Source organism: Stenotrophomonas sp. YJH_SMC_25 (assembly GCF_059369595.1).
Map to the genome: position 1 here is coordinate 36,924 of NZ_JCAFSV010000003.1, position 14,863 is coordinate 51,786.

Here is a 14,863-nt window from a genome sequence, read left to right on the forward strand (position 1 = left end):
TGGTGGCGATGGTGGCCCGTTGCCGTCGTCCGCCCCCATAACGCTGTGTCCCGGAAGGAAAGTCGTCTTGAACTCGCACGCTCAGTTTCAGCAGCAGGCCGCTGAAGGCCACACCCATATTCCCGTCGTCCGCGAAGTGCTGTCCGACCTGGACACACCGCTTTCGGTCTATCTGAAGCTCGCCGACGGCCCCAATACCTACCTGTTTGAATCCGTCGAAGGCGGCGAGCGCTTTGGTCGTTACTCGATCATCGGCCTGCCGGCGCGCCGCGTGTACGCCTTCCACGGCCACACGCTGACCGTGCGCGAAGACGGCCAGGTGGTGGACACCCGCGAGGTGGCCGACCCGTTCGCCGAAGTCGAGGCGCTGCGCAGCGCCCACTCGGTGCCGAAGCTGGAAGGCCTGCCGGGCTTCACCGGTGGCCTGGTCGGCTGGTTCGGCTTCGAGTGCATCGGCTACATCGAACCACGCCTGGCCCCGCCGGCCGGCCGCGATGAGCTGGGCACGCCGGACATCCTGCTGCTGGATTCCAACGAGCTGGCCGTGTTCGACAACCTCAAGGGCCGCCTGTACCTGATCGTGCACGCCGACCCCCGGGTCGAGGGCGCCTTCGAGCAGGCCCAGGCGCGCCTGGATGCGCTGACTGCCAAGCTGCGTGCACCGGGCGCCGGTTATCCCGCACCGCTCAACAGCGATGTGCTGGACGAATCCGATTTCGTTTCCGGGTTCACACGCGAAGGGTTCGTCGATGCGGTCCAGCGCAGCAAGGAATACATCCGCGCCGGTGACATCTTCCAGGTGGTGCTGAGCCAGCGCCTGAGCGTGCCGTTCAAGGCGCGGCCGGTGGATGTGTACCGCGCGCTGCGTGCACTGAACCCGTCGCCGTACATGTATTTCCTGGATGTCGGCGACCTGCAGGTGGTCGGCTCCTCGCCGGAAATCCTGGTGCGCCTTCAGGATGGCGAAGTCACCGTGCGCCCGATCGCCGGCACCCGCCCGCGTGGCGCCACGCCCGAGCAGGACCTGGCGCTGGAAGCCGAGCTGCTGGCCGACCCGAAGGAACGCGCCGAGCACCTGATGCTGATCGACCTCGGCCGCAACGATGCCGGTCGTGTGTCCAAGGCCGGCACCGTGGAAGTGGGCGAGCAGTTCGTGATCGAGCGCTACAGCCACGTCATGCACATCGTCAGCGAAGTGACCGGGCAGCTGCAGCCGGGCCTGAGCTATGCCGACGTGCTGCGTGCCACGTTCCCGGCCGGCACGGTCAGCGGTGCGCCGAAGATCCGCGCGCTGGAAGTGATCCGCGAGCTGGAACCGATCAAGCGCAACGTCTACGCCGGCAGCATCGGCTACATCGGCTGGCACGGCGATGCCGATACCGCGATCGCGATCCGCACCGCGGTGATCAAGGATGGCCGCCTGTACGTGCAGGCTGGCGCCGGCATCGTCTACGACTCGGACCCGGACAAGGAATGGGACGAGACGATGAACAAGGGCCGCGCGCTGTTCCGCGCCGTTGCCCAGGCTGCCAAGGGCCTGTAAGCCTGCCTCGCCACGGCCGCCGCGCCGTGGTCGTTCCGCTGTTCCCTTTCAAGACAAGGAGTACCGCATGAAGCTGCTGAGCGCATTGCTGTGGTCGTCACTGCTGGCCACGATGGCCCCGTCTGCGTGGGCGCAGGCCAATACCATTCCGTCGCAGCCGCACCTGCTGGTGAAGGGCGAGGCGCGTCGCGTGGTGATGCCGGACCGGTTCGGCCTGCAGTTGAACATCGAAGAGACCGACATGGACGCCGACGCCGCGCGCCGCCGCGTGCAGGACAACGTTGCCCGCGTGCTGGCACTGTTCAAGCAGCACAAGGCGGTGGAAGGCAGCGTGCGCGCGGACAACCTGCGGATTGGTCCTGCGACGCGCTATGAGCAGAATCGGCAGGTTTTCATCGGCACCCGCGTGTCACGCCAACTGCGCGCCAGCTTCGCCAGCGTCCAGCAGATGCAGGACGTGCTGGGGGCGCTGAAGGCCAACGAGAACGTGCAGGTCAGCAGCGTGGCCCCGACCTACTCGGGCGAAGTGGCGCTGCGCCGCGAACTCAAGGGCGAGGCGGCGGCCCAGACCCGCGAGTCTGCGCAGGGCCTGGCCAAGGCCTACGGCACCCAGCTGCGCGGGCTGTACAGCATCTCCGATGTGGCGCCGAACTTCGCCTATGGCGTGCAGGCGGGCAATTGGCCCAGCAGTGGGGATCTGGTGACGCCGCCCTCGCCGCCCGCGCCCGAGGCACCGATGAACAGCATCGAGACCACGGGCTCGCGCCTGCGCGAGTCGGTGGAAGCCGGCCCCATCACCTACACCGAAAACGTGTACGCCATTTTCCTGATAAGCGACGGAACCTGACCATGTTGTGGATGATCGACAACTACGACAGCTTCACCTACAACCTCGTGCAGTACCTGCAGACACTGGGCGCCGAGGTGAAGGTGGTGCGCAACGATGCAATGAGCGTGGACGAGATCGCCGCGCAGAAGCCGGAGCGCATCGTCATCTCGCCCGGCCCGTGCACGCCCAACGAAGCGGGCGTGTCGCTGGAACTGATCGAGCGCCTGGGCCCGACCACGCCGATCCTCGGCGTGTGCCTGGGCCACCAGGGCATCGGCCAGGTCTACGGCGGCACGGTCATCCGTGCCGGCAACATCATGCACGGCAAGACCTCGCCGATCCGCCATGAAGGCAAGGGCGTGTTCGCTGGCCTGCCGGACCGCTACCAGGCCACCCGCTACCACTCGCTGGTGGTGGACAAGAACAGCCTGCCCGATGTGCTGGAAGTGACTGCCTGGACCGAGAACGACGACGGCTCGATCGAAGAGATCATGGGCCTGCGCCACCGCCAGTTCCCGGTGGAAGGCGTGCAGTTCCATCCCGAATCCATCCTCACCGAACACGGCCACGCCCTGCTGCGCAATTTCCTGCAGCGCCCGGCGGCCTGATCCAAGGAGCATTCCCATGAGCTTCTCCCCCCAGGAAGCCCTGCATCGCACCATCGAACACCGCGAAATCTTCTTCGACGAAATGGTCGACCTGATGCGGCAGATCATGCGCGGCGATGTCTCGCCGATGATGACCGCCGCCATCCTCACCGGGCTGCGCGTGAAGAAGGAGACCGTGGACGAAATCGCCGCGGCGGCCACCGTGATGCGTGAATTCGCCCGGCCAGTGCCGGTGGCCGATACCTCCAACCTGGTTGACATCGTTGGCACCGGTGGCGATGGCTCGCACACCTTCAACATCTCCACCTGCGCGATGTTCGTCGCTGCTGCTGCAGGCGCGCGCGTGGCCAAGCATGGCAACCGCAGCGTGTCGTCCAAGTCCGGCAGTGCCGATGCGCTGGAAGCGCTGGGCGCGGTGATCGAGCTGCAGCCTGACCAGGTGGCCGCGGCCATCGACCGGACCGGCATCGGCTTCATGTTCGCGCCGATCCATCACCCGTCGATGAAGGTCGTCGCGCCGGTGCGCCGCGAGATGGGCGTGCGCACCATCTTCAACATCCTCGGTCCGCTGACCAACCCGGCCAGCGCACCGTCGGTACTGATGGGCGTGTTCCATCCCGATCTGGTCGGCATCCAGGCGCGCGTGCTGCGCGAACTGGGTACCGAGCGCGCGATGGTGGTCTGGGGCCGCGACAACATGGACGAGATCTCGCTGGGCGCCGGCACTCTGGTCGGCGAACTGCGCGATGGCAAGGTGCGCGAGTACGAGATCCACCCGGAGGACTTCGGCATCGCCATGTCGGCCAGCCGCAACCTGCGCGTGGACGGCCCGGAACAGTCCATCCAGATGCTGCGCGCCGTGCTCGACAACGAGCCGGGCCCGGCGCTGGACATCGTTGCGCTGAATGCCGGTGCCGCCCTGTACGTGGCCGGTGTGGCCAGCGACATCGGCGATGGCCTGGCCCGCGCCCGTGCCGCCATCGCCAACGGCAGCGCCCGCCAGCGCCTGCAGCAGTATGTGGAGACCACCCGCGCGCTGGTTGCCTGAGCGCGCGGTTCAGCCTGACCCTCTCGATGGCCGATAATGGCCGTCCTCACCGCCCCCCGCACCGACCCGAAGACGATGAGCGACATCCTGCAGACGATCCTGGCCCGCAAGGCCGAAGAAGTGGCCCAGCGCCGCGCCCAGCGCCCGCTTGAGGAGCTGCAGGCCGCCGTGGCCAGCGCCCCGCCGGTACGTGGCTTCGTGCGCGCGCTGCAGGCGGCGGTGGCCAATGGCGACCCGGCGGTGATTGCCGAGGTGAAGAAGGCCAGCCCTTCCAAGGGCGTGATCCGCCCGGATTTCCGCCCGGCCGACATCGCCGTCAGCTACGAGTTCGGTGGCGCCAGCTGCCTGTCGGTGCTGACCGACGTGGACTTCTTCCAGGGCGCCGACGCCTATCTGCAGCAGGCCCGCGAAGCCTGCACGCTGCCGGTGCTGCGCAAGGATTTCGTCATCGACGCCTACCAGGTGTACGAGGCGCGCGTGCTGGGCGCCGACTGCATCCTGCTGATCGTCGCCGCGCTGGACGATACCCAGCTGGCCACGTTGTCCGAGCTGGCGCTGTCGCTGGGCATGGACGTGCTGGTGGAAGTGCATGACATCGACGAACTGGAGCGTGCGCTGCAGGTGCCGGCGCCGATGATCGGCATCAACAACCGCAACCTGCGCACCTTCGAGGTGTCGCTGCAGACCACGCTGGACATGCAGCAGGCGGTGCCGCGTGACCGCCTGCTGGTCACCGAGAGTGGCATCCTCGGCCCGCAGGACGTCGCGCTGATGCGCGATGCCGGCATCCATGCATTCCTGGTCGGCGAGGCCTTCATGCGCGTGGAAGAGCCGGGCGAGGGCCTGCGTCAGCTATTCTTCGCGGCATGACAACGCACTATCCGACGCCGCGCGACGATGCGCCGCTGGTGGTCTTCGATTTCGACCACACCCTCTACGACGGCGATTCGGGCACCCATCTGTTCGCCTCGCTGATCAAGCGCAACCCGCTGCGCATGCTGGCCGCGCTGCTGGTCACGCCGATCGCCGGGCCGTTGGTGGCGATGCTGCCGACCCGCCGAACGGGTATTTCGGTCTACGTGTGGATCGGCAGCTTCGGCCTGCACCGTGCGCGCGATTTCAACAAGGTGATCGATGCCTACGTGCTGCGCAACGAGGCGCAGATGCGCGCCAAGCTGCTGCCGCAGGCGCTGGAGGTGTTCGCCGCGCACCGCGCCAAGGGCGACCGTGTAGTGGTCGCCACCGGCGCGCCGCCGGAACTGGCCCGCGCCATCCTGGCGTTCGTTGCCCACCAGGACGTGCCGGTGATCGGCACCGAGGTCGGCCCGCGACTGGGCGGCGTCGGCCCGACCCGCCACTGCCACAACGAAGAAAAGATGCGCATGCTGCGCGAGCGCGGCTACGGCAATATCGACATCGCCTACTCCGACAGCACCGCCGACCTGCCGTTGCTGCTGGCCGCCAAGGCGCCGGTGGTGGTGAACCCGAAGCGATCCAGGGTGGACTTCTTCCGCCGCGTGCTGCCGGCCGGCACCCGCATCCTCAACTGGGGCTGCGTGGACCGCGGCGGCGACAAGGCGTAGCCCGGGGCCGGATCCCGTCCGGGGCCTGACCCCATCGCACGATGACGGATCTGCCGGCCAGCGGCCGGCACTACCCTCCTCCGTCCCGGTAGTGCCGGCCGCTGGCCGGCAAACGCTCAATGCCCCAGGTACCCGTACACCGCATGGCCGATCTGGAACAGGCTGATCCCCAGCACCAGCACGCCAACGGCCACCAGCACCCAGCGCTCCTTCACCCGCTTGACCAGGATCGCCGCCACCGGCGCGGCCATCATGCCGCCGATCAGCAGGCCGGCGACGATCTGCAGGTGCTGCACGCCCATCGACAACAGGAAGGTCGCTGACACCGTCAACGTGACCACGAACTCGGCCGCGTTGACCGTACCGATGGTGGTGCGCGCCTGGCCGCCACGGGCGAGCAGGGTGGACGTGGCGATCGGTCCCCAGCCGCCACCGCCGCTGGCGTCGAGCAGGCCCGCGAAGAAGCCCAGTACCGGCACCCGGCGGATCTCGCCCTTGGGCATCCAGCGCCCCGCGGCGCGCGCCAGGATGATGATCGCCAGCACCAGCAGGTACAGATAGATGAGGGGGCGGATGATGTCGCCGGGGATCTGGGTGAGCACGTACGCGCCCAGAGCGCCGCCCACCGCACCGGGCAGGGCCAGCCGCAGGAACAGGCGTTTATCGACATTCCCGGCGGCGAGGTGCGACACGCCCGAGGCACCGGTGGTGAACACTTCAGCGGTGTGGATGCTGGCGCTGACCTGCGCCGGTGGCAGGCCCATGCTCAGCATCACCGACGAGGACACCAGGCCGAAGGCCATGCCCAGTGCGCCGTCAACCAGCTGCGCGCCAAGGCCGATGAGGATGAACCACCAGAATTCGCTGCTCAGTTCCATGCACCGAGCCTAGCGCGCGAAGGAGTGCGGACCAAGGTCCGCACCCACCGGGTGCTCAACGGTCAACGGGTGCCGTACAGCACCACGGTCTTGCCGCGGGCATGCAGCAGGCCGTCGGTCTGCAGCTTCTTCAGCACGCGGCCGGCCATTTCGCGCGAGCAGCCGACCAGGCGCGCCAGTTCCTGGCGTGACACGCGCAGCTGGCTGCCCTGCGGATGGCTCATCGCTTCTGGTTCCTGCGCCAGATCGTGCAGTGTGCGCACGATCCGATCGGTAACATCCAGGAATGCCAGGCGACTGGCCTTGCGGCTGGTATCGAGCAGGCGCTTGGAGATCTGCTGGCCCAGCGCATACAGCAGGCGCGGGGCGTCGGCCGACAGCGGGCCGAGGAACAGCTGGTGCAGGCGCTCGTAGCTGATTTCGGCCAGTTCGCAGGCGGTACGGGTCCGCAGGATCACCTCGCGGCGGTCCGATTCGACGAACAGGCCCATTTCGCCAACGAACTCGCCGGCACCGAAGTAGCCCAGCACAAGCTCTCGATCGTCATCTTCCTCGGCCATGATTGAAACCGAGCCGCTGACAACGTAATACAGGGTTCCCGCCGGGTCACCGGGTCGGAAGACGTCGGTACGGGTGGGATATCGCCGCCGGTGGCTGTGCGCCAGGAAACGATCGATGGTGGCGATATCCAAGGCCAGTGGACTGCTAGCTAGGCGCACGGTTGACACGATAGGGGCGCTCCCTCTGCGCATGAACGGATTCACGGGGTCGATAGCGGAGCTTAACCAGCGCAATTGTTAAGGGCAAACAGTGTGCCAGAACTCTTGCGTCTTCACGTTCCCCCCGGGGGCAGTTTGCCCCATAATTCCCCCTTTCCCTTCTTACACAGGAATCGACCGCCGTGGTCAAGCCGTTGCCTCGCCTGAGGCTGCAGGGTTTCAACAACCTCACCAAGGCGCTGAGCTTCAACATCTATGACGTGTGTTACGCGCGCACCGAAGAGGAGCGTCAGCGTTACATTGAATACATCGATGAAGAGTACAACGCCGACAGGCTGACTCAAATCTTGACCGATGTCGCCGAGATCATCGGCGCCAACATCCTGAACGTGGCCCGCCAGGACTACGACCCGCAGGGTGCCTCGGTGACCATCCTGATCTCCGAAGAGCCGGTGATCGACAAGAAGCTGGCCGGCAAGGAGCTGATCTCCGACGCCGTGGTCGCGCACATGGACAAGAGCCACATCACTGTCCACACCTACCCGGAAACCCATCCGCAGGAAGGTATCGCGACGTTCCGCGCGGACATCGACGTGGCCACCTGTGGCGTCATTTCCCCGCTGAAGGCCCTGAACTACCTGATCGAGAGCCTTGAGTCGGACATCGTGATCATGGACTACCGCGTCCGTGGCTTCACCCGCGATGTGAAGGGCAAGAAGCACTTCATCGACCACAAGATCAACTCGATCCAGAACTTCCTGGCCAAGAACATCAAGTCGCGTTACGAGATGTTCGACGTCAACGTCTACCAGGAAAACATCTTCCACACGAAGATGCACCTGAAGGACTTCGACCTGGACCAGTACCTGTTCGAGGAAAAGGCCAAGAACCTGTCGTTCAAGGAACGCATGAAGATCGAAGCGCTGCTCAAGCGCGAGATCGAAGAGCTGTTCCACGGCCGCAACCTGTCCGAGTAAGCCCATGTGCGATGCCCGCAGGCATCGCCACCCAGGCGGGACGACCCGCCCCGTGGAACCAGTGCCCCCGCACGCGTTACAGTTCCACGGTGATGTACCGACCCACGGCCCGGTGTGAAAACACCGGGCCGTTTCGTTTTTTTCAAAAAAGGTAAGGAGCCCCCACCCATGCCCTGGATCTACCTGCTGCTGGCCGGCCTGTTCGAGATCGGTTTCGCCCTCGGAATGAAGTACTCCGAAGGCTTCAGCAAACCCCTGCCCACCGCTGCCACGGTGGTATCCGCGCTGATAAGCCTGTACCTGATGAGCCAGGCGATGAAGAGCATCCCGGTCGGCACGGCCTACGCGATCTGGACCGGTATCGGTGCCATGGGCGTGGCGGTGCTGGGCATCTACCTGTTCAACGACAGCGCATCGCCGGCCCGCCTGGCCTGCGTGGGCCTGATCGTGGCTGGTGTGATCGGCCTGAAGCTGGTCTCGCCGAACTGATTGATGGCCCGACCAACGGTCGGGCCCCACCGTCGCCCCCCCGCATCTCCTGGTAGGCCCGCACCGTTGGTGCGGGCGACCCTTCAAATGCGGTAGGCGATGGTCTTCATCACCCTGGAGGCCAGTGCCATCACGCCCGGGATCGGGAACGGCAGGCGGCGAGCGCCGGCCTGCTCGGCGTGGTCCGCATGGCGGGCCTCGTCTTCCTTCATCACCGCGATGACCGCGCGGCTGCGCAGGTCGCCGGCCGGCAGGTCGACCAGGTGCTCGTCCAGGTGGGCCTCCACCTGGCGCTCGGTCTCGACCACGAAGCCCAGGTTCCAGCCGTCGCCGCGCAGCCCGGCCAGGGTGCCGATGGTGTAGCTGCCGGCGTACCAGAGCGGGTTGAACAGGCTCGGACGGCTGTCCAGTTCGGCCAGCCGGGTGGCGCACCAGGCCAGGTGGTCGGTTTCTTCCTGCGCCGCTTCCAGCAGGTGTTCCCGCGTGGCCGGGTCGCGCGCCACGGCGGCCTGGCCGAAGTACAGGCCCTGCGCGCAGACCTCGCCGACGTGGTTGATCCGCATCAGGCCTGCGGCATGGCGCCGCTCGGCGCTGTCCATGCCGGGCTCGCCGGTGTCCGTGGCGGGGTAGGGGCGGGCCGCCGGCGGATTGCCGAACACTGTGTCCAGGGCGCGCTGCGCCTCGGTCAGCAGGTGGTCCAGCGGAGTGGTCTGGCGGAGCACGGTCATGGCAGTACGCGGTGGGGCGGAAGACCCCCCGATTCTCGCCCGGCCCCGCGCCCCTGCCAACCCGGCCCAGGGGACGGGTTGCGCTCCCGCGGCAGGATGAGTACAATCCCGCCTCTTACGCTTCACCTTTTCACAACGCGTGGCAGAGTTCCGGCGAGCCTTTCGCCGCAATGAGCCCGACCTAACCTAGAGTTCTTCATGAGCACTTTCACTGCCAAGAACGAGACCGTCCAGCGCGACTGGTACCTCGTCGACGCCGAGGGCAAGACCCTGGGCCGTCTCGCCACCGAGCTGGCCCGCCGTCTGCGTGGCAAGCACAAGCCGGTCTACACCCCGCACGTTGATACCGGCGACTACCTGGTCGTCATCAATGCAGAAAAGATTGCCGTCACCGGCAAGAAGCTGCAGGACAAGATGTATCACCGTTTCACCGGTTACATCGGCAACCTGAAGACCGAATCCCTGGCACAGGCGCTGGAGCGCCACCCGGAGCGCGTGATCGAGATCGCCGTGAAGGGCATGCTGCCGAAGGGCCCGCTGGGTCGCCAGATGTACCGCAAGCTCAAGGTCTACGCTGGCACTGAGCATCCGCACGCCGCACAGCAGCCGCAGGTTCTGGATATCTAATCATGGCTATCACTCAAAACTACGGCACTGGCCGCCGCAAGTCCTCCACCGCTCGCGTGTTCCTGCGCAAGGGTTCGGGCAACATCACCGTCAATGGCCGTCCGCTGGACGAGTTCTTCGGTCGTGAGACCGCGCGCATGATCGTGCGCCAGCCGCTCGAGCTGACCAAGAACACCGAAAGCTTCGACATCCTGGTCACCGCCGCTGGCGGCGGCACCACCGGCCAGGCCGGTGCGATCCGTCTGGGCATCGCCCGTGCTCTGGTCGAGTATGACGAAACCCTGAAGTCCGAGCTGCGCAAGGCTGGCTTCATGACCCGTGACGCCCGTGAAGTCGAGCGTAAGAAGGTCGGTCTGCACAAGGCCCGTCGCGCCACCCAGTTCTCCAAGCGCTGATTTACCGCGCCTGGTTGGGCTCCTTCGGGAGCCCGCTGGATGGAAAAGCAAAAGCCCGGCTTCGGCCGGGCTTTTGTCGTTCCGGGGTCATGGATTTCCTGGTTGCCGGCCAGCGGCCGGCACTACCCGTGGTTTCGCGTGCCGGGAGGGTGGGGTCAGGGCCTTTCCCTGCGGAAAAGGATCCGACCCCCGGGGTTCTCTCTGGGGAAGAGTCCCCTTGTTGTTCAAGGGGGTGTGCCGACAGGCGCGGGGACAAGGTGGAATGCGCGACCAGATTAAAAACAAAAGGCCAGATCTTTCGATCTGGCCTTTTGTTTTTAATCTGGCTGCCCCGGATGGATTCGAACCACCGAATGCCTGAGTCAGAGTCAGGTGCCTTACCGCTTGGCGACGGGGCAAAACGTGCAACTATTTTCTCACTTTTCACGCTGAAAAACAACTTGATTTTCAGTGTGGTGGCTATGGGTGGACTCGAACCACCGACCCCAGCATTATGAGTGCTGTGCTCTAACCGGCTGAGCTACATAGCCTTGGTGAGCCCGCTATTCTGCGGATGTGTACCGCCCCTGTCAACACTTTTGTGTCGTGCTTGTGGGCCGACAGAGGGCATGGGATAGTCCCGGCCAGTAGATTTTCTTAGGAGTCCGCATCGTGATCGATCCGGACGGCTATCGACCGAACGTCGGCATCGTGCTGATGCGGCAGGACGGCCAGGTGTTCTGGGCACGACGCGTGCGCCGGGACGGCTGGCAGTTCCCGCAGGGTGGCATGAACACCGACGAGACGCCTGTCGAGGCCATGTATCGTGAACTGCAGGAAGAGACCGGCCTGCTGCCCGAGCATGTGGAAGTGCTCGGGGCGACGCCCGGCTGGCTGCGCTACAAGCTGCCGGCGCGGGCCATCCGCCGCAATGAGCGGCAGGTCTGCATCGGCCAGAAGCAGGTCTGGTTCCTGCTGCGCCTGACCGGCGACGAATCCCACGTGAAGCTGGACCACACCGACTCGCCCGAGTTCGACCACTGGCGCTGGGTGGACTTCTGGTACCCGGTGGAGCATGTGGTGATGTTCAAGCGTGGCGTCTATGCGCGTGCGTTGCGACATCTGGCGCCGCTGGCCCGCGGGGTGGCCGGGCAGGGGGTTACCGCCATGCCCAAGAGCGCCGCCGAAGCCTGGATGCCTGGCCATACCGCCGGGCACGACCGCCCACGCAAGCGCCCTCGGACCCGCGGCTACTGGCCGAAGAAGGCCACGGGCGATGGCCCGGCCAGCTGACGGGCTGAACGGTATCGAGAATGGTTCAGGTCTCTGATTGACAACCATTCTCGTTTCCATTGGAATAGCCAACAGGCCGCTTCTGGCCTGCCAGCCCGGTTCACGCCTGTGTACGTCTGCATCTGCAACGGAGTCACCGACCACCAGATCCGCGAAGCCGCCAGCCATGGCGTCAGTACGGTGGCCGAACTGACCATGCGTACCGGCTGTGGCGCTACCTGCGGTTCCTGCCTGGACATGGCCGGCGATCTGCTGGCCAAGGCGCGTGCCACCCACGATCTGCCGCTGCCGGTATTGGGTCTGGCCCAGGTCGCCTGATCGTCTCTTGGCGGCGCGTTGACGGCGCGCTTTCGCATTCTTCACGTGCGGCCGCACAGGCCAATGCGCACGATTCGCGTTCCTTCACGGCTGCAGGCAAGGCGTTAAAGTGCCTGCGTTTTCAGCGTGCAGGAGCATCCCCATGAAGGGCGACACCAAGGTCATCGAATTCCTCAACAAGGTCCTCTACAACGAGCTGACCGCGATCAACCAGTACTTCCTGCATGCCAAGATGCTGAAGAACTGGGGCATCAAGGAACTGGCCGAACACGAGTACAAGGAATCGATCGACGAGATGAAGCATGCCGACATGCTCGCCGACCGCATCCTGTTCCTCGAAGGCCTGCCGAACTTCCAGGCGCTGGGCAAGCTGCGCATTGGTGAGAACCCGACCGAGATCCTGCAGTGCGACCTGTCGCTGGAACGCGATGGCGTGGTCACCCTGCGCGAGGCCGTGGCGTATGCCGATTCGGTCGGCGACTACGTCAGCCGCCAGCTGTTCGTGAAGATCCTCGATTCGGAAGAAGAGCACATCGACTGGCTGGAAACCCAGCTCGACCTGATCGAGCGCATCGGCGAACCGAAGTACCTGCTGAGCAAGCTGGAAGAGTGAGTCAGCCGGCCTGGCCGGCGCGATGCTGTGCCAGGTAGCCCGTCAGTGCCACGCGTGCTCGGGCGAATTCCGCAACCAGCAGCGCCACCGCTACTGCGGGGCGCTGCAGGCTGCCGCTGCGGGCTTCGTGCTCGATGCGCTGCGCGACTGACGACAGCGACAGTGCGCCCACGTTCGCGCTGGATGACTTGAGGCTGTGCGCGACGGCCTGCAGGCGAGGCTCGTCGCCGTTCTGCGCGGCCTGCTGCAGCTGCTGCACCATTGCCGGCGCATCCTCCAGGAACACCGAGACGATCTGGATGGCGCTCTCCCCGATCACTGCATGCAGTTCGTCCAGCACGTCGCGGTCCAGCACCGGCTGCGGCTTGGAGCCGACTCGGCTGTCATCGTCCTGTAGAGCCGAGCCATGCTCGGCTGATGGAGCGCGACGGCTATCGGCCGTCAGCCGGGCATGGCTCGGCTCTATCGAAGGCCGTGCAGGTGATGCGGTTTTGCCGCCGCCCCAGCGCTGCAGCAGCGCATGCAGGGTGGCGCGTGCAATCGGCTTGGACAGATAGTCGTCCATGCCGGCCTGCAGGCAGCGCTCGCGGTCACCGGCCATGGCATTGGCGGTCATCGCGATGATCGGCAGGCGCGGGCGCCCGTTTTCCACTTCCTCGGCGCGCCAGCGGCGGGTGGCGGCATAGCCGTCCAGCACCGGCATCTGGCAATCCATCAGCACCACATCCACGTCGTCTTCGCGCAGGGCAAGCAACGCCTGCTCGCCATCGGCGGCGTTGCGCACTTCGCACTGGAACACGCGCAGCAGCTGCTCGGCCACCATGCGGTTGACCGTGTTGTCCTCCACCAGCAGCACGCGCAGGTGCAGCGGCGGCAGCGTGGGCGTGGGCTGGCCCTGTCCGGCGTTGGCCAGCAGCGCGGCAGGGCGCGCATGCGCAACCGGTGCAGCCAGCAGTGCATGCAGCCCAGCGTCGTCGAAATGCGAGGGTAGCTGCCGCTGGCGTGGGCGTGGCGGAAGGGCATCGTCCTGCAGCCACAGCACCTGCAGCCCGTCGTCTTCGCCACGTTCGGCCAACGCCTGTTGCAGCGTCGCTTCACCGATGCGGCGCGCACGTGCATCGACCAGCAGCCACGCCGGTGCCGGTTGCCCCGGCCTCGGCACCGCGCGCAGGCGCTCGACCACGGCATCGAACTGCGCCAGGGCGTGCACCAGCAGTCCATGATGGGCCGCGATGCGCTCGATGCGTGCCTGCAGGATGGCATCGCTACTGAACAGCAGCACCGCGTCTGGCGTGCGCGCCATGGCCGGCAGGTCGCCGGGCACCTTCAACAACGGGATCTCGAACCAGAACGTGGCGCCTTGGCCGGGCGTGGACAGCACGCCGATGCGCCCGTGCATCAGGTCGATGATGCGCTTGCAGATCGCCAGGCCCAGGCCGGTGCCACCGTAGATGCGGGTCGTTGAGGCATCGGCCTGGCTGAAGGACTGGAACAGGCGCGCCTGCAGTGCGTCGTCGATGCCGATGCCGGTGTCGATGATCTCGAAGCGCAGCTGGTGCTGTGCGGGACCTTCGCCCAGGCGCTGCACGCGCAGCTGTACCTGGCCGCGCGCGGTGAACTTGATCGCGTTGGCCAGCAGGTTGCTCAACACCTGGCGCAGGCGTACCGGGTCGCCACGCACCGGCAGGCGCACCGACGGGTCCAGCTGCAGCCCCAGCGACAGGCCCTTGGCGTCGGCGGCGCGCTGCATCAGCTGCACCACGCCATCGAGCAGGTCGCGCAGGTTGAAGCTGGTGATCTCCAGTTCCAGCGCCTGTGCTTCCAGCCGCGAGTAGTCGAGGATGTCGTCGACGATGCGCAGCAGCTGCTGCGAGCTGGCCGAGGCGGTGGCCAGCATCTGCCGCTGGTCCTCGCCCAGCGGGCCGCGTGCGATCAGCTCCAGCATCGGCAAGATGCCGTTGAGCGGCGTACGGATCTCGTGGCTCATCGTGGCCAGGAACTCACCCTTGGCCAGCACCGCCGCCTCGGCGGCCTGCTTGGCCTGCAGCAGCTGCTGTTCCAGCTGCCCCTGTCGTTCGGTGGTGCGGCGCAGCTGGTCACGTTCGGCGGCCAGCAGGCTGCGCTCGCGTTGCAGCTGGGCCAGTGCCCGGTTGCGCGCGCGCAGCCGCAGGCCCAACAGCAGCGCGCTGATGGAGGCCGCAGCAAGGGCAACCAGCAGCGCGACCCACATCGGCAC

Annotated in this window: 17 protein-coding genes and 2 tRNA genes; 13 read left to right on the plus strand and 6 right to left on the minus strand. The window is 66.1% G+C overall.

Annotated features, from left to right (window positions below; genetic code table 11):
- The first annotated feature begins 67 nt into the window (after positions 1 to 67).
- The 6 genes from trpE to AC5P7E_RS04930 all read left to right on the plus strand — a co-directional run bounded on the left by trpE (position 68) and on the right by AC5P7E_RS04930 (position 5,611).
- Positions 68 to 1,543, plus strand: coding sequence for an anthranilate synthase component I (gene trpE / locus AC5P7E_RS04905; protein WP_005411323.1), 1,476 nt, complete (start codon positions 68 to 70; stop codon positions 1,541 to 1,543).
- A gap of 67 nt (positions 1,544 to 1,610) precedes the next feature.
- A complete protein-coding gene (locus AC5P7E_RS04910; protein ID WP_005414698.1) occupies positions 1,611 to 2,390 on the plus strand; it encodes an SIMPL domain-containing protein in 780 nt (259 codons plus the stop codon).
- Between the two features lie 2 nt (positions 2,391 to 2,392).
- Positions 2,393 to 2,980: an anthranilate synthase component II gene (locus tag AC5P7E_RS04915; RefSeq protein WP_005414697.1), complete on the plus strand. Its 588-nt coding sequence runs from the start codon at positions 2,393 to 2,395 to the stop codon at positions 2,978 to 2,980.
- 16 nt (positions 2,981 to 2,996) lie between these two features.
- Positions 2,997 to 4,028, plus strand: a complete 1,032-nt coding sequence (gene trpD / locus AC5P7E_RS04920; protein ID WP_005411320.1) for an anthranilate phosphoribosyltransferase — start codon at positions 2,997 to 2,999, stop codon at positions 4,026 to 4,028.
- A 75-nt stretch (positions 4,029 to 4,103) separates the two neighbouring features.
- A complete protein-coding gene (trpC, locus tag AC5P7E_RS04925) occupies positions 4,104 to 4,898 on the plus strand; it encodes an indole-3-glycerol phosphate synthase TrpC (protein WP_005414695.1) in 795 nt (264 codons plus the stop codon).
- Positions 4,895 to 5,611 (plus strand): haloacid dehalogenase-like hydrolase, encoded by a 717-nt coding sequence (locus AC5P7E_RS04930; protein WP_005411318.1) that lies wholly within the window; start codon positions 4,895 to 4,897, stop codon positions 5,609 to 5,611. The genes trpC and AC5P7E_RS04930 overlap by 4 nt, the downstream gene beginning before the upstream one ends.
- 116 nt (positions 5,612 to 5,727) lie before the next feature.
- Here AC5P7E_RS04930 and AC5P7E_RS04935 read toward each other — a convergent pair whose 3' ends face one another.
- Positions 5,728 to 6,489, minus strand: coding sequence for a sulfite exporter TauE/SafE family protein (locus tag AC5P7E_RS04935; protein ID WP_005411317.1), 762 nt, complete (start codon positions 6,487 to 6,489; stop codon positions 5,728 to 5,730).
- A gap of 62 nt (positions 6,490 to 6,551) precedes the next feature.
- Positions 6,552 to 7,241: a cAMP-activated global transcriptional regulator CRP gene (crp, locus tag AC5P7E_RS04940; RefSeq protein WP_012481435.1), complete on the minus strand. Its 690-nt coding sequence runs from the start codon at positions 7,239 to 7,241 to the stop codon at positions 6,552 to 6,554.
- Between the two features lie 149 nt (positions 7,242 to 7,390).
- Between crp and speD the strand changes: the two genes are divergently transcribed.
- Both speD and AC5P7E_RS04950 read left to right on the plus strand, forming a co-directional pair.
- Positions 7,391 to 8,185, plus strand: a complete 795-nt coding sequence (gene speD, locus AC5P7E_RS04945) for an adenosylmethionine decarboxylase (RefSeq protein WP_005411315.1) — start codon at positions 7,391 to 7,393, stop codon at positions 8,183 to 8,185.
- A gap of 168 nt (positions 8,186 to 8,353) precedes the next feature.
- Entirely contained in the window at positions 8,354 to 8,674 is a 321-nt protein-coding gene (locus AC5P7E_RS04950) for a DMT family transporter (RefSeq protein WP_005411314.1), read from the plus strand.
- Positions 8,675 to 8,757: 83 nt separating this feature from the next.
- Here the strand turns inward: AC5P7E_RS04950 and coq7 are convergent, their stop codons facing one another.
- Complete coding sequence (gene coq7, locus AC5P7E_RS04955; protein WP_005411313.1) at positions 8,758 to 9,402, minus strand: 2-polyprenyl-3-methyl-6-methoxy-1,4-benzoquinone monooxygenase; 645 nt, start codon at positions 9,400 to 9,402, stop codon at positions 8,758 to 8,760.
- A gap of 198 nt (positions 9,403 to 9,600) precedes the next feature.
- Here coq7 and rplM point away from each other — a divergent pair, with 198 nt between their 5' ends.
- Together rplM and rpsI are read left to right on the plus strand one after the other, a co-directional pair.
- Complete coding sequence (rplM, locus tag AC5P7E_RS04960) at positions 9,601 to 10,029, plus strand: 50S ribosomal protein L13 (RefSeq protein ID WP_005414692.1); 429 nt, start codon at positions 9,601 to 9,603, stop codon at positions 10,027 to 10,029.
- Positions 10,030 to 10,031: 2 nt separating this feature from the next.
- Positions 10,032 to 10,424 carry a 30S ribosomal protein S9 gene (gene rpsI / locus AC5P7E_RS04965; RefSeq protein WP_005411311.1) on the plus strand — a complete coding sequence of 131 codons (393 nt, stop codon included), beginning with the start codon at positions 10,032 to 10,034 and terminating at the stop codon, positions 10,422 to 10,424.
- Positions 10,425 to 10,747: 323 nt separating this feature from the next.
- Here the strand turns inward: rpsI and AC5P7E_RS04970 are convergent.
- A tRNA-Gln gene (locus AC5P7E_RS04970) sits at positions 10,748 to 10,822 on the minus strand.
- A gap of 55 nt (positions 10,823 to 10,877) precedes the next feature.
- A tRNA-Met gene (locus AC5P7E_RS04975) sits at positions 10,878 to 10,954 on the minus strand.
- 121 nt (positions 10,955 to 11,075) lie between these two features.
- Here AC5P7E_RS04975 and AC5P7E_RS04980 point away from each other — a divergent pair.
- The 3 genes from AC5P7E_RS04980 (at position 11,076) to bfr (ending at position 12,627) form a co-directional block, all read left to right on the plus strand.
- Complete coding sequence (locus tag AC5P7E_RS04980; RefSeq protein ID WP_005411310.1) at positions 11,076 to 11,696, plus strand: RNA pyrophosphohydrolase; 621 nt, start codon at positions 11,076 to 11,078, stop codon at positions 11,694 to 11,696.
- A gap of 108 nt (positions 11,697 to 11,804) precedes the next feature.
- On the plus strand, positions 11,805 to 12,014 hold the full coding sequence (locus tag AC5P7E_RS04985; protein WP_005411309.1) for a (2Fe-2S)-binding protein: 210 nt from the start codon (positions 11,805 to 11,807) through the stop codon (positions 12,012 to 12,014).
- 142 nt (positions 12,015 to 12,156) lie between these two features.
- Positions 12,157 to 12,627, plus strand: a complete 471-nt coding sequence (bfr, locus tag AC5P7E_RS04990; RefSeq protein ID WP_005414691.1) for a bacterioferritin — start codon at positions 12,157 to 12,159, stop codon at positions 12,625 to 12,627.
- Position 12,628: 1 nt separating this feature from the next.
- Here bfr and AC5P7E_RS04995 read toward each other — a convergent pair whose 3' ends face one another.
- Positions 12,629 to 14,863 (minus strand): ATP-binding protein, encoded by a 2,235-nt coding sequence (locus AC5P7E_RS04995; RefSeq protein WP_044570976.1) that lies wholly within the window; start codon positions 14,861 to 14,863, stop codon positions 12,629 to 12,631.

Excerpts from the sequence above, each read along its gene's own strand:
- AC5P7E_RS04910 (WP_005414698.1), top strand. The coding sequence starts at position 1,611 with ATGAAGCTGCTGAGCGCATTGCTGTGGTCGTCACTGCTGGCCACGATG.
- bfr (WP_005414691.1), top strand. The coding sequence starts at position 12,157 with ATGAAGGGCGACACCAAGGTCATCGAATTCCTCAACAAGGTCCTCTAC.
- coq7 (WP_005411313.1), bottom strand. The coding sequence starts at position 9,402 with ATGACCGTGCTCCGCCAGACCACTCCGCTGGACCACCTGCTGACCGAG.
- AC5P7E_RS04915 (WP_005414697.1), top strand. The coding sequence starts at position 2,393 with ATGTTGTGGATGATCGACAACTACGACAGCTTCACCTACAACCTCGTG.
- rplM (WP_005414692.1), top strand. The coding sequence starts at position 9,601 with ATGAGCACTTTCACTGCCAAGAACGAGACCGTCCAGCGCGACTGGTAC.
- AC5P7E_RS04950 (WP_005411314.1), top strand. The coding sequence starts at position 8,354 with ATGCCCTGGATCTACCTGCTGCTGGCCGGCCTGTTCGAGATCGGTTTC.
- trpC (WP_005414695.1), top strand. The coding sequence starts at position 4,104 with ATGAGCGACATCCTGCAGACGATCCTGGCCCGCAAGGCCGAAGAAGTG.
- rpsI (WP_005411311.1), top strand. The coding sequence starts at position 10,032 with ATGGCTATCACTCAAAACTACGGCACTGGCCGCCGCAAGTCCTCCACC.
- AC5P7E_RS04930 (WP_005411318.1), top strand. The coding sequence starts at position 4,895 with ATGACAACGCACTATCCGACGCCGCGCGACGATGCGCCGCTGGTGGTC.
- crp (WP_012481435.1), bottom strand. The coding sequence starts at position 7,241 with ATGCGCAGAGGGAGCGCCCCTATCGTGTCAACCGTGCGCCTAGCTAGC.
- trpD (WP_005411320.1), top strand. The coding sequence starts at position 2,997 with ATGAGCTTCTCCCCCCAGGAAGCCCTGCATCGCACCATCGAACACCGC.
- AC5P7E_RS04935 (WP_005411317.1), bottom strand. The coding sequence starts at position 6,489 with ATGGAACTGAGCAGCGAATTCTGGTGGTTCATCCTCATCGGCCTTGGC.